This window comes from Bacillus sp. DNRA2, from assembly GCF_012843265.1.
GTDB lineage: Bacteria > Bacillota > Bacilli > Bacillales > Cytobacillaceae > Bacillus_BU.
Genome location: NZ_JABAIT010000016.1, coordinates 1 through 13,056, shown reverse-complemented (window position 1 = coordinate 13,056; position 13,056 = coordinate 1). Strand labels below are relative to the sequence as shown.

The following is a 13,056-nucleotide window of genomic DNA, read 5'->3' as shown; positions in this document are numbered from 1 at the left end:
CAGAGCATAAAATACAATATTTAATTTTTTCAACATTTCATAGGATTTTTGAGAAAAAGGGGGCAATCGTACATGGCAATGAAGCTTGGTGAAGAGAAACTGAAGGAACGCCTTGACAAAGGAATTAATGATTCCTTTATGCGTGGTGCTGTATCAAATGCTCAAAACAGCATGGGTATTCGTCGTGCCAATGCTACTGAAGCATTAGGGAATTGGGAAGAATGGCGAAATCATGCTGAGGAAATTCGTCAGCATGTGCTTGAAAACTTAGATTATTATTTAAACGAATTGGCCGAAAATGTTGCTAAAAGAGGCGGTCACGTCTTTTTTGCCAGAACTGCAAAAGAAGCAAATGATTATGCCCGTGACATAGTGATTAAAAAAAATGCGAAAAAGGTTGTAAAAGCAAAATCAATGGTCACAGAGGAAATCAGTTTAAACAAAACCTTAGAAGAAGCTGGTTGCACGGTTGTGGAGACGGACCTTGGCGAATATATTCTTCAAGTAGATGATCATGATCCACCGTCACACATCGTTGTGCCTGCTTTACACAAAAATAAAGAGCAGATCCGTGATGTGTTTAAAGAAAGGTTAGGGTATACCGGAACTGAGAAGCCTGAGGAACTTGCTGCTCATGCCCGCAAAATGCTTCGTGAAGAATATTTAACTGCTGATATCGGAATTACGGGATGTAACTTTGCCGTTAGTGAAACAGGTTCCATCAGTTTAGTCACCAATGAAGGAAATGCGGATTTAGTTACAGCACTTCCAAAAACGCAAATTACGTTCATGGGGATGGAACGGCTTGTGCCAACTTTTGCGGAAATGGAAGTTCTTGTCGGTATGTTAACACGGAGTGCAGTAGGTCAAAAGCTGACAAGTTATATTACGGTTCTTACCGGCCCACGAGATGAAGGAGAAATCGATGGACCAGAAGAGTTTCACTTGGTTATCGTTGATAATGGTCGTTCTGATATACTGGGTGGAGATTTTCAGTCGGTATTACAATGTATTCGATGTGCGGCTTGTATAAATGTATGTCCGGTGTATCGTCATGTAGGTGGCCATTCATACAATTCGATTTATTCCGGGCCGATTGGGGCTGTATTAACTCCGCTTTTAGGCGGATATGAAGAATTTAAGGAGCTTCCATATATGACTTCACTTTGTGGGGCATGTACAGAAGTATGTCCTGTCAAAATCCCAATTCATGAGCTTCTTCACAAACATCGTCAAGTCATCGTCGAAAATGACGGACGAGCTCCGTTTGCAGAAAAGCTACTAATGAAGGCGTTTGGACTTGGAGCAGCTACTCCAGCACTTTATCGGTTTGGTACCAAATTTGCTCCAGCCGCTATGAATCCATTCGTGGTTGGTGAAAAAATTACTAAAGGCCCAGGACCGCTAAAAGCGTGGACTGAAAATCGCGATTTTCCTGCACCAAATAAAGAAAGATTCCGCGACTGGTTTAAGAACCGGGAAAAAGGAGGAAACGCTTGATGCAAGGGACCATTCAAAACCGAGAATCATTTTTATTAAATGTGGCAAAACGTCTTGGACGGGAAAAGGTAAATTCGGTGTGCAAAACACCAGAATACAAATATAATCCCCAAAATTCAGTGCTTCAGGGACTTACTCAGGATCAACTAGTAGAAGTATTAAAAGAACAATGTAAAAATATTCACACTACAGTGATTATGGCTAATCGACAAGACCTTCCAACTATACTAAGTGATACCGTAAAATCGTTAGGCGGGGGAACAATTTCTGTACCAGATGATAAACGTTTTGCTGAAATGGGGCTGGACACCTTAATGGAGCAGGAGTGGCCAAATCAAGGTATTGAAATACAAGTTTGGGACCCAGCTAAAGGTAAGGAAAATATTGTTTATGTTGAAAAAGCAAACATTGGAATTGTTATAAGTGATATCACACTTGCAGAATCCGGGACGGTAACCATTTTAAACGACAAAGGGAAGGGTAGAAATATTAACTTTTTACCATTGAATTCGATTATGATCGTTCCAAAAAGTACGATTGTTCCACGGATAACGCAAGCTGCCAAAATACTTCGCGAAAAAGTTAAAAATGGTGAGAAGGTTCCATCGTGCGTTAACTTTATTTCTGGACCAAGTAACTCTGCTGATATCGAGTTGAATCTTGTCGTAGGTGTTCACGGACCGGTTAGAGCTACCTATATCGTCGTTGATGATATATAAGAAGACTTATTAAAGCAATCTAAGCAACGTATTACAAACGTCGCTTGAATTGCTTTTTTTTTATGAGCTCCTTTCTCTTTCAGTTTTTTTCCAGAAACGCTGTATATGATGACATTATCAAGCGAATTGAGGTGGGAAAAAATGTTTAAAAAGAAGTTGAAATGGTTTGGTGTTATGAGCATTCTTTTGCTTTCTTTTTTCACGGCGAATGTAGGGGTGCTAGCTGACGATGATGATGATGATGATGAAAGATATGAGCAACGTGGTTACCAAGAAGAATATTATGGCGGTGATGACGAAGAGTATGAGGATGAATATGAAGGAGAAGACCGAGGCAACTTTGGAGATGGAAATGGTGGATACGAAAATTCACAACCGGTTCAAAACGGATATTGGAATTTTTGGGTGAGAGAAGCTGTTTCATCACAAAATACAAATTTACCAATTACCCAGGCTGGAGAAATAACAGTTAAAGTTAATGGTATTGATTCAGGAAAAATTCATGTTGTACCTCAAGAAGGTCAGCTTTTGGTACCAGGTGAACAATTTGCTAAGCTTTTAGGTGCTAAGACAGATTTTTATTCAAAAAGTCGTATTTTAGTGGTGACTAAATCCAAAACTGAATTGATTGTGAGAGCTGGTTCAAATGCTGCGTATGAAAATAAAAATAAAACACCTATGCCAATGCAGGCTCAATATATTGAAACAGCGTTGTACATCCCTGTAAGTGTAATTGCTAATGCGTTAGGCTATCGAGTTTCTTGGAATGAAGTCGAACAAGTGCTTAGTATTGATAATATTTAACTAAATTGAGGTGGAAAAATTGAAAAATACTACAAAATCAAAATGGATTGTTGGAGTAGCTGGTACGGCGTTTACGGCGTTTGTGTTAAGTCAATTAGGCAGTGGTGGTGAGGCAAAGATTGACTCTGTTAATACTAATTCGTTAAAAATTGACTCAAAGGTATATGCTTCGATGGATAATAGGGAAAAAGAATTGGTCGAATTAGATTGGTCTGATTTTACAATTAGTGAGGTAAATCCAGGTATGGGAGCCGGACAAAGTGATCGAAATACAAGAAGATCTTAAGTCGGTAACGGAACTAGCCTTTAAAGCGATGAATACTGATTTTTATATCTCAATTTCCAATAGTGAGGTAGATGATTGGAAGGATCAGCTCATCGAGTGGTTTAGCTATGTAGACCGTGAGTGGTCAAGATTTAATTCAGATAATGAACTTGCAAGGCTTAACGGATTAACCATGGGTCAAACTTTGACCTTATCACAACCCTTGTTCGATCTTCTGCAAAAGGCGGAGAACTACCGTCTTATAACCGGTGGAAGATTTTCACCGTATTTAGCAAAACAGCTCCAGTATCATGGCTATCAGCAAAGCTTCCCATTTCAGAATGCGGAACCTAACCTTCAATCCATAGGAGTTTTAGTTCAAGAATGTCCATTTTTATATGACGCAAGTCAATGTACAGCAACACGAAAGAGCGAAGGTCAAGTTGAGTTTGGTGGGTTAGGGAAGGGCTATGCTGTCGAGGCCGCAATGATTTGGCTTAAAACACAGGCGAAAGCAAATAGTGGAATGGTCGACGGTGGTGGGGATATGTCGCTTTGGTCAGATGGAAAAAAAGAGTGGAACATTGGTATCGCTGACCCATTTGATCCCAATCGCACATTACGGCAAATAACTTTGAAAAATGGTAGTGTTGCTACCTCTAATATTATTTATCGGAGCTGGCAGCAGGGAACAGAGAAGAAGCACCATATCCTAAATGGGATTACTGGGATGCCGGTTGAAACGGACATCATTCAGGCAACCGTTATTACAACGAATTGTTTAGATGCCGAGGTACTTGCTAAGCTTTGTTTTATGGAAAATCCTCAAGTTTTGAATCAGTCCTTCTCTAATGTTTTTAGGCATTTTGAATATATTCTTGTTGATCAAAATGGTGATTTAATGATCAGCAAGGAAAGGGGTATAAATGGTTAACGAATATTTATCGACATGGAACTTAATCCGTCTGTCTGGGTTTTTGAGTTATTTTTTGTTAACAATTTCTTTAGTGTTTGGATTTTTACAAGCATTTGCTGGATTAAAAAAACGGAAGGGTGAATTTTTATTAGTTCACCAAAATAGTGGATGGCTTGGGTTGTTAGTCATTGTGTTTCATATGTTGATGCTATTTTGGGATCAATATATTGAATATCCTCTGTTAAGTATACTTATTCCGTTTAGTGCAGAGAATGAGCCGTTTTATTCGGGTTTAGGGACGATTTCCTTTTATTTGTTCCTCATCATTATCGGTTCATCGGATTTCTTTATGAAAAAATTAGGCAGAACAGTATGGAAAAAAGTTCATTTATTGGCAATTCCAGCGTGGTTATTAATGGCTATTCATGGCATCATGATTGGCACGGATTCACAGGAAGGCTGGGCTAAATTAATATATATAGTTTCGATTGCCGTCATACTAATATTAGGGATTGCTAAAGGAATGGAAGTAGGAACTGGTGCAGGAGCAACTGTCAAAGCAGTCACGAAAAAAACGCAGGTATAAACGCTGCGTTTTTTTCTTTTAGATTAAATTTTGAAGGTGATGGTAAATTTTGTTCCAACATCTGGTTCACTTTTTGCGCTAATTTTTCCATTATGGGCTTCAACAATCGTTTTGGCAATTGACAGCCCTAAACCAGAGCCATCTCTTACCCTAGATTTATCAGCGCGATAAAATCTGTCAAATATATGCGGTAAATCGTCAGCTTGAATACCAACTCCTGTATCCTCTATCGTTATGTTAATGCCGGTTTGATTTTTAATTAAAGAAATTGTAACTGTCCCATTTGGAGTATACCTAAAGGCATTATCGATTAGGATATACATCAATTGTTGAATACGAACCTCATCTCCAAAGAAATGTAGATCATCTTGGATAGAGGACTCTAAAGATACTTGTGCTGAGATTGTTCTTGAGACTTTATCTACTAATGAATGGAGTAATTTTGAAAGGTTGATATCTTTTCTTTCTAGAACGAGTTGCTGATTATCACTTCTTGCCAGAAAAAGTAAGTCGTTAATAAGCTTACTCATCATTTCACTTTCGGATTTTACATCTAAAAGGACTTCTTGGCCAAACGGGCTAAGGTTCTCCTTTTCCTCACGCATTAACAAATCAACTGAACTATAAAAAATACTTAATGGAGTCCGAAGTTCATGTGAAGCATCCGAAACAAACTTTCTTTGTTTTTCAAATGCTTTCCCGATAGGTTTCATCGCTTGACCGGCGAAATAGTAGCCAAGTAATCCGAATAACAAACTAAAAATAATCGTCAATCCGATTAATATCCAAGTGATGTTTTGGATGAAGTGAACTTCATTGGTTATATCCATACCAATGAATATGGTCGCTTGCTTATTATCAGAAATTGGTATTAAATCTTTCAATATTAACAGGTGTTGATTTTGCCATCTGTCTTTAATGAACTCCGAACCACTTTTGCTCTTTAGTAGGTATTCGTGTTCTAGTCTGTATGAATAATTCCGAATCGTCTCATTGCCAAAGATTAAACGTTCCTCATGTGAGAAAACATAAAAAAAGATTCTCTTGCCTGGATCAAATTCTAGTTCCTGTTCATCATCATCTTCATAATAATTCTCGAGAATTTCATGACGTTCCTTTTCGTAAAAATCGCTGAGCTCATGTTGTTGCTTTAATACTATTTGATGCGAGATAAGATAATATAACAGGCTAATAAAGATAATCAAGGATATCAACAAAGAGCCTGTATAAAGAAAAGTCAGCTTCTTTTTGACGTCGTTAAACATCGCAATCCCTCACTAAATAACCAATCCCTCGAACTGTTTTTATCAGGGAAGGCTTACCTTTTGTATCTATTTTTTTTCTGACAAGCTTAACAAGTGAATCTAAGGCGTTATCAGAAACGAATGTTTCAAAGCCCCATATTTTTTCGAATAAGATTTCCCTTGGTATCACTTGGTTTTTATTTCTTAATAACAACTCTAGCAGGTGATATTCCTTTCTTGAAAGGTCGATTGCTTCTTCATTCTTAGTAGCGGTATGGGTCGACATATTTAGTTTTAGGTTGCCAGCTTGAAGGATTTCTTCAAATACCTTTTCCTTACGTCTGGATACTGCCCGTAGTCTTGCTAATAATTCCTCAAACTGAAATGGTTTAACGATATAATCGTCTGCTCCTGAATCTAATCCTAATACCATGTCCTCGATTGAATCTTTTGCTGTAATAAATAAAATTCCACCTTGATAACCATTTTTCCGAATTTGCTTACAAACCTCAATTCCGCTTCGTCTTGGCATCATCCAATCTAATACAAGACAATCGTAGTCTGTCAATCGGGCATAATCGTACGCATCATCACCATTTTTAACCCAATCGACCACATGCAGTTCCTTTTGAAGCATGTGGTTAATTAGCTTCCCTAACCTTTCATCATCTTCTGCTAATAAAATATGCAAGCGAATCACTCACTTTCTTAAACGCAATTTCAACAGAAAAAATTGTTTTTCTTTCATCATACCAATTTAATCTGATAGAAAAATGGAAAAATTAATATTTTTTCCGCTAAAAAACTTGAGTGATCAGTCTGTTATATTACAATTTGTCATCTGTTATATAAAAAGAAAATAAGTTAAAACCCATAATAAATAAGGGGTGTAGCATAATAAAATAAACTGTGTTATAATCTTTTTGAGTAGTGTATGACATTTGTCACAGCGTAAATAACTTTCATGTAATACAATGCAATTAGAAAATATGTCATTTGTGTTAAATTAATTTAACCAATGATGGAAAAGTACTGGGAGGGAGAACATGTCAGTCTTACCGAAAAAAAATGACCTTGGTTTTTATGAAATCCGTCTGGAATCAATTGGAGGATTAGGGGCCAATTTAGCTGGAAAAATGTTAGCTGAAGCTGGAGTTTTAGGTTTGGGGCTTAATGGTTCGAACTTTTCTTCCTATGGTTCAGAAAAGAAAGGTTCTCCAGTAAAAAGTTTTATTCGTTTCTGTGAACCAGAAGTTGAAATTAGAGATCACAGTCCAATTGAGCAGCCGCATGTGGTGGGTGTTTTCCATGAAGCGCTTTATAAAACAATTGATGTTGTAAGCGGTTTAGCTGCAGATGGAATTGTACTTGTAAACACAGAACGTGATTTTGATGAAGTTAAAAAAGATTTAAAGTTGGAATACGGTACATTAGCCATTCTTGATGCCTTAACAATCGCTGTTGAAGAAAAGACAAAGGTTAATACGGCAATGTTAGGCGCGTTGTTCCGCATTTGTGATTTCCTTGATCCTGATGCGATGAGAAAGGTCATTCGCAAAACGTTTGAGAAGAAATACCCTCATTTAGTTGAACCTAATATTCGTACTTTTGACAGAGGGTATAATTCAGTAACATTTAAAACATACGAAACTCCTGAAGGCGTGGAAGGAAAAGCATTCAAACGTCCACAGCCACTTTTAGGTTATATGACTCAAGAACTTGGCGGCGTGATTGTTGCTCAAGCTAACAGTATTTATAAGGATTTGAGCGGATCTCGTCAAGGCTTCTTACCAGAATACAAGGCTGAGTCCTGTATTCATTGTGCAGCGTGTGATAACGTATGCCCGGATTATTGTTTTGTTTGGGAAGAAGGCGAAGATAAGCGCGGCCGCAAGCAAATGTTCCTTAAAGGTATTGATTATCAATATTGCAAAGGCTGCTTAAAGTGCGTTGAGGCTTGTCCAACAGATGCATTAAACGATTTACGTGAAGTAATCGGCTTTGCAGATGAAAATCGAGTGAAACAGAACTTTCCGTATGTTACAGGGGGTATGAAATAATGGCACTTCTTGAAGATAAAGTTACAACTGGAATTTCTGCAGAACAAGTAACTACATTTGAGTCTGGAAATGAAATGGCTGCGATGGCTGCAGCTCAAATTAATTATCATATTATGGGATATTTCCCAATCACTCCTTCAACAGAGGTAGCGCAATACTTAGATATGATGAAAGCGCGTGGCGAACACGATATCAAGTTAATTCCAGCAGACGGTGAGCATGGTTCAGCAGGTATTTGCTACGGTGCAGCAGTCACTGGTGCTCGTGTTTTTAACGCAACTAGTGCGAACGGATTTTTATATATGATCGAGCAATTACCAGTTCAAGCTGGAACTCGTTTCCCGATGGTTATGAACTTGGTAACTCGTTCTGTAAGTGGTCCGCTTGATATTCGTGGTGACCATTCTGATTTATACTACGGTTTAAATACTGGATGGGTTATTTTAACAGCTAAAACACCACAGGCCGTTTACGATATGAACATTATGGCATTAAAAATTGCTGAGCATTCAGAAGTAAGATTACCGGTTATCGTCGCTTATGATGGTTTCTTCACTTCCCACCAAAAGCGTAAAGTAAATTACTTCAAGGACCGTAAAATCGTTCAAAAATTTGTTGGGGAGTGCCCAACTGATTATAATTTTGCTCGCGATCCGAAAAAACCTGTTACAATCGGCGCCCATATGGACGGTCATGATTTAACAAACAATCACTTCCAGCAATCAGAAGCAATTTATCGTGCTGGTGAAGTTTTCCGTGAGGTAGCAGCAGAGTATGCGGAACTTTCTGGTCGAAACTATGATGTACTGGATTTATACAAAATGGAAGATGCAGAGGTAGCTCTTTTCCTATTAAACTCAGCAGCTGAATCCGCAAAAGATGTTGTTGATAAGTTAAGAGCTCAGGGGATTAAGGCAGGCGTTATCAGCCCTAATATTATCCGTCCATTCCCAGCAAAAGAAATCCGTGAAGCATTGAAAAATGTAAAAGCGTTGCTTGTTGGAGAGCGTGCGGATTCTTACGGAGCTAATGGCCCTAACTTAACTCATGAAGTAAAATCTGCATTACAAGATGACAAAGAAAATAAAACAATCGTGCTTAGCCGTGTATTCGGTCTTGGCGGTAAAGATTTCTATGCTGATGATGCTGAGGCGTTCTTCCAAATGACCGTTGATGCAATGGAAAAAGGCTATGCAGAAAAACCATTTGATTATTATGGCCATGTTCCAGGTAATCCGGAAAAAATCTTAAAGCCTGTCATTGAACCACAGCATGATGATGCATTTAAAACAGGACTTATTCAGGTAACACAAGATGAAGAAACACATAAATTAAAGGTGAAAATTCCGCCTTTAAGAGCACTTACGACTAAGCCAAAGCGTATTGGCTCAGGCCATGGTGCTTGTCCGGGCTGCGGTATTTTCGGCGGACTTGAATTGTTCTTTAAAGGAATCGAAGGGGATGTTGTAGTCCTTTATCAAACAGGCTGTGCCTATGTAACTACAACATCATATCCTTATACATCTCATAAACAAACGATGATTCATAACCTTTTCCAAAATGGTGCAGCAACATTGTCTGGTACTGTTGAAGCTTTCTTGGAATTAAAGAAACGCGGAGAAATTGAAGTTTCTGATGATGCAACCTTCGTTATGATTACTGGTGACGGTGGTATGGATATTGGTATGGGTTCTGCGATTGGTACGGCGCTGCGCGGCCATAAATTGATCATGCTTGAGTATGATAATGAAGGCTATATGAACACAGGTTCTCAAATGTCTTACTCAACACCAATAGGTCATATGACAAGTACTTCATCGATTGGGAAGACCCAAAAAGGTAAAACGTTCCACCATAAAGATACAGCTCAAATTATGGCGGCAACAAACATTCCATATGTATTTACTGGAGTAGAGGCATTCCCACAAGATTTGATTAAGAAAGCAGCAAAAGCTCAATGGTATGCACAAAATGTTGGTACTGTTTATGGTAAAATTTTGATTGCATGTCCACTGAACTGGAAATCTGAAGATCGTTATGGAAATGTTATTGTTGAGGCAGCTGTTAACTCTAACTTCTTCCCACTTTATGAAATTGAACAAGGGGAAACAACGATTACTTATGATCCAGAAGCTAAGAATAAAAAGATTCCTGTAGCTGATTGGTTAAAATACATGGGCAAAACGAAGCATCTCTTAAAAGAAGAGAACAAGCATTTACTTGAACAATTTGAAGTAGAAGTTGAAAGAAGATGGCTTAAGCTAAAAGCTAAACACGAAAGCCCATTCCTATAAGAATAAATATTTGTAAATCCGTTCCGATTTGATTAATTGTTTTTTATAACCCATTCCTATTTATATATATGTTTGACCCAGCGCCTTAGGTGTTGGGTTTCTTTTTGCAAGAAAGTATAATTAATGAAAGAAAGGGTGGTTTGATGCGCTATTATTCTAAAGTGAATTCGTTAATTGATGAGCTTTACTTAGTTGCTGAAAGTGACCAGCTTGCTGTCATACATTTAGGTGAAGCGGATTTTAATCGCAATGAGGATATCAATACAATAATCTATCAACCAGAACATCCCATTCTTCAGGAGACGGCTAAGCAATTACAGGAATATTTTTCTGGAAAAAGAAAGACGTTTGATCTGGAGTTAGGGATTTTGGGGACTGATTTCCAAAAGGCAGTTTGGGAGCAATTAAGCTTGATTCCATATGGGGAAACAAGAAGCTATCAGGACATTGCTAATGCTGTTGAAAATCCCAAAGCAGTCCGTGCCATCGGTCAAGCTAACAAGGCTAATCGCTTTCCAATCATTATTCCATGTCATCGTGTCATTGGCAAAAATCGTACTCTCACTGGATACGCCGGTACTCGTGTTGACATTAAAGAGAAGTTGCTAGAATTTGAAGGTGCGCTATAATATTTTTTGAGGTCGTGGCCATTGTCACGACCTCATTTTTTGTTTCTCTGTTGAATTTAGAAAATTCACATTATGTCCATGTGATATATAGTCGGAATTTTATATGATGTTTTTGGAATCGCAGAAAGGGAGTGGAAAATGGAATTTTTTAAAAATAGAACAGAATCAAAGGAATTGAAGAAGTTTCGTATCTTAAATGGAAGAATGGATTTACCAGCTAAAACAAGGCAAGACTACCATTACCTAAAGAAAGGATATGAAGGAGAAGTTCAATTTGATGAAATCACAGCCAGCGCTGGACTCAATCAAAAATTTTACATACTAAACGATTTATTCCTCATGCAAGACAACAATAAATTTCAACTCGATACCACCATTATCACTCAAACATCAATCATCCTATCTGAAATCAAAAACTTTGATGGTAATTATTATTACATGGATAAAAACTTTCACTATTTCTCCAACTCTCCGAACAATTTTACAAAGAATCCTTTAGAACAACTAAATCGAAGCAAAATATTGCTGAGTAAATTAATCCAAAGAAATGGTTTTAATCTTGCTGTTGATGGAAATGTCGTCTTCATTAATCCTGAATTCTTCTTGTATGACGCTCCAATGAATGAACCCATTGTATATAGACCTCAACTTAATCACTTCATCCAAGATTTAAATACAAAACCCGCTAATCTAAATGGTTCACACTTAAAACTTGCTGAAATGCTAGTGGATCAGCATATTTCGGATGTATCTTATCTTGTGTTACCTTCGTATAGTTTTGGTTCACTTCGGAAGGGTGTTAAGTGCAAAATATGTGGATCATTTTCTCTTGTGGTAAATGGGAGAAAACTTATTTGCGCAGATTGCGGGCAAGTGGAGAAGATTGAAGATGTAGTATTGCGGAGTGTGGTGGAGTTAAGATTGCTATTTCCGGAGATGAAGATTACGACCGTAGCGGTTTATCAGTGGTGCCAAGTTCAAATTGATATTCGTTGGATTGCTAGAATATTAAATAAATATTTTAACAAAGTTGGATATGGACAATGGACATTTTATCAATGAGATCAAACAATATGTTGATTGGAGCTATATTTTGTAGTGATATCGGAAAAAAGTAGTACCAATAAGGGTGGTTGGAGCTATATTTTGGTGGTGATATCGGAAAAAGTAGTACCAATGAGGGTGATTGGAGCTATATTTTGGTGGTGATATCGGAAAAAGTAGTACCAATGAGGGTGATTGGAGCAATATTTTACAAGTGTTACCGGAAAATATAGCACCAATAAGGGTGATTGGAGCAATATTTGCTAGCAATACAGAAAAAGATAGTGCCAATGAAAGCAAGTGAAAATTCGACAAATGCTGTCGATAAATTTATACATTAAAAAAAATGTCTAGTTTTGCGATTCTATTTACTTTTAGCTTATTTCTTGTGATAATTCATCAGTACCATTGCTTAATTTAAAAATTGAACGATATGGGATTGGGTTAGGAGGAAACAGAAGTTGTACCAGGAAAAGGAAAGTAAGACATTATTAGAAGAGATTAACAGATCCAAATCAAGACTGGTTGATACGGTCGAAAAAAAGGGGAAAACTCTAACTGATGCTGAAACGGTAAGGCGGAGCCAGGAATTGGACCAGCTCATTTTTCAATATCAGAAGGAAGCTTACCAGAAATTAAAGCGACAGGAGGGAAGCAAGGCAGTACTTTGGTCGATGATGGCACTATTTCCCAATGTGCTTGTCGAAGTTTGAAAATCTGATTTCTTATACTGGACGACATTTTGAAGCTTTCTCAGTGATGGTTTTTTGAATGCAATAAATCAGTTTGGTACATGGACAAGTCTTCCATGTGCAACTAAACTATCCCGATTTTTAGATAAATAGATAACGAAATAATTAAGAGGCATACTCAACTGATCGCCAAGTGAGTATGCCTTTTTTGTTGTTTAGGAAATTATAAAATTCTCGACTTGTGGATAACTGTTCGATACACTGTTCGTATAAATCCTTAGGGGAATGGATATGGGTAAACAA

The 13,056-nt window shown here is 37.7% G+C and carries 14 protein-coding genes; 12 read left to right on the top strand and 2 right to left on the bottom strand.

The features are described 5' to 3' along the window. Positions 1-72 precede the first annotated feature (72 nt). The 6 genes from HHO41_RS14015 to HHO41_RS13990 all read left to right on the top strand — a co-directional run bounded on the left by HHO41_RS14015 (position 73) and on the right by HHO41_RS13990 (position 4,790). Positions 73-1,500 (top strand): LutB/LldF family L-lactate oxidation iron-sulfur protein, encoded by a 1,428-nt coding sequence (locus tag HHO41_RS14015; protein ID WP_169099689.1) that lies wholly within the window; start codon positions 73-75, stop codon positions 1,498-1,500. Beyond that, positions 1,500-2,219 (top strand): LutC/YkgG family protein, encoded by a 720-nt coding sequence (locus tag HHO41_RS14010; protein WP_169099687.1) that lies wholly within the window; start codon positions 1,500-1,502, stop codon positions 2,217-2,219. Before HHO41_RS14015 ends, HHO41_RS14010 begins: the two co-directional genes overlap by 1 nt. 141 nt (positions 2,220-2,360) lie before the next feature. Next, positions 2,361-3,023, top strand: a complete 663-nt coding sequence (locus tag HHO41_RS14005; RefSeq protein ID WP_169099685.1) for a copper amine oxidase N-terminal domain-containing protein — start codon at positions 2,361-2,363, stop codon at positions 3,021-3,023. A gap of 19 nt (positions 3,024-3,042) precedes the next feature. Further along, positions 3,043-3,309: a hypothetical protein gene (locus HHO41_RS14000; protein ID WP_169099682.1), complete on the top strand. Its 267-nt coding sequence runs from the start codon at positions 3,043-3,045 to the stop codon at positions 3,307-3,309. Then, positions 3,284-4,222, top strand: coding sequence for an FAD:protein FMN transferase (locus HHO41_RS13995; protein ID WP_169099681.1), 939 nt, complete (start codon positions 3,284-3,286; stop codon positions 4,220-4,222). The genes HHO41_RS14000 and HHO41_RS13995 overlap by 26 nt, the downstream gene beginning before the upstream one ends. After that, a complete protein-coding gene (locus tag HHO41_RS13990) occupies positions 4,215-4,790 on the top strand; it encodes a ferric reductase-like transmembrane domain-containing protein (protein ID WP_169099679.1) in 576 nt (191 codons plus the stop codon). The genes HHO41_RS13995 and HHO41_RS13990 overlap by 8 nt, the downstream gene beginning before the upstream one ends. Positions 4,791-4,813: 23 nt before the next feature. Here the strand turns inward: HHO41_RS13990 and HHO41_RS13985 are convergent, their stop codons facing one another. Next, positions 4,814-6,055, bottom strand: coding sequence for a sensor histidine kinase (locus HHO41_RS13985; RefSeq protein WP_169099677.1), 1,242 nt, complete (start codon positions 6,053-6,055; stop codon positions 4,814-4,816). After that, positions 6,048-6,725 (bottom strand): response regulator transcription factor, encoded by a 678-nt coding sequence (locus HHO41_RS13980; protein ID WP_169099675.1) that lies wholly within the window; start codon positions 6,723-6,725, stop codon positions 6,048-6,050. The genes HHO41_RS13985 and HHO41_RS13980 overlap by 8 nt, the downstream gene beginning before the upstream one ends. 355 nt (positions 6,726-7,080) lie before the next feature. Here HHO41_RS13980 and HHO41_RS13975 point away from each other — a divergent pair, with 355 nt between their 5' ends. The 6 genes from HHO41_RS13975 (at position 7,081) to HHO41_RS13950 (ending at position 12,774) form a co-directional block, all read left to right on the top strand. Continuing rightward, positions 7,081-8,094: a 2-oxoacid:acceptor oxidoreductase family protein gene (locus tag HHO41_RS13975; protein WP_169099673.1), complete on the top strand. Its 1,014-nt coding sequence runs from the start codon at positions 7,081-7,083 to the stop codon at positions 8,092-8,094. Further along, positions 8,094-10,388: a thiamine pyrophosphate-dependent enzyme gene (locus tag HHO41_RS13970; RefSeq protein ID WP_169099671.1), complete on the top strand. Its 2,295-nt coding sequence runs from the start codon at positions 8,094-8,096 to the stop codon at positions 10,386-10,388. The genes HHO41_RS13975 and HHO41_RS13970 overlap by 1 nt, the downstream gene beginning before the upstream one ends. Positions 10,389-10,531: 143 nt before the next feature. Then, positions 10,532-11,017, top strand: coding sequence for a methylated-DNA--[protein]-cysteine S-methyltransferase (locus HHO41_RS13965; RefSeq protein WP_169099869.1), 486 nt, complete (start codon positions 10,532-10,534; stop codon positions 11,015-11,017). Between the two features lie 138 nt (positions 11,018-11,155). Next, the gene (locus tag HHO41_RS13960; protein ID WP_169099669.1) at positions 11,156-12,079 is read left to right on the top strand and encodes an NERD domain-containing protein; all 924 of its coding nucleotides are present in this window, start codon (positions 11,156-11,158) and stop codon (positions 12,077-12,079) included. Positions 12,080-12,203: 124 nt separating this feature from the next. After that, on the top strand, positions 12,204-12,365 hold the full coding sequence (locus HHO41_RS13955; protein ID WP_169099667.1) for a hypothetical protein: 162 nt from the start codon (positions 12,204-12,206) through the stop codon (positions 12,363-12,365). A 157-nt stretch (positions 12,366-12,522) separates the two neighbouring features. Further along, entirely contained in the window at positions 12,523-12,774 is a 252-nt protein-coding gene (locus HHO41_RS13950; RefSeq protein WP_169099665.1) for an aspartyl-phosphate phosphatase Spo0E family protein, read from the top strand. Positions 12,775-13,056: the final 282 nt, after the last annotated feature.

Coding starts and splice junctions, on each gene's coding strand:
- HHO41_RS14015 (WP_169099689.1), top strand. CDS start 73: ATGGCAATGAAGCTTGGTGAAGAGAAACTGAAGGAACGCCTTGACAAA.
- HHO41_RS14010 (WP_169099687.1), top strand. CDS start 1,500: ATGCAAGGGACCATTCAAAACCGAGAATCATTTTTATTAAATGTGGCA.
- HHO41_RS14005 (WP_169099685.1), top strand. CDS start 2,361: ATGTTTAAAAAGAAGTTGAAATGGTTTGGTGTTATGAGCATTCTTTTG.
- HHO41_RS13990 (WP_169099679.1), top strand. CDS start 4,215: ATGGTTAACGAATATTTATCGACATGGAACTTAATCCGTCTGTCTGGG.
- HHO41_RS13985 (WP_169099677.1), bottom strand. CDS start 6,055: ATGTTTAACGACGTCAAAAAGAAGCTGACTTTTCTTTATACAGGCTCT.
- HHO41_RS13975 (WP_169099673.1), top strand. CDS start 7,081: ATGTCAGTCTTACCGAAAAAAAATGACCTTGGTTTTTATGAAATCCGT.
- HHO41_RS13970 (WP_169099671.1), top strand. CDS start 8,094: ATGGCACTTCTTGAAGATAAAGTTACAACTGGAATTTCTGCAGAACAA.
- HHO41_RS13965 (WP_169099869.1), top strand. CDS start 10,532: ATGCGCTATTATTCTAAAGTGAATTCGTTAATTGATGAGCTTTACTTA.
- HHO41_RS13960 (WP_169099669.1), top strand. CDS start 11,156: ATGGAATTTTTTAAAAATAGAACAGAATCAAAGGAATTGAAGAAGTTT.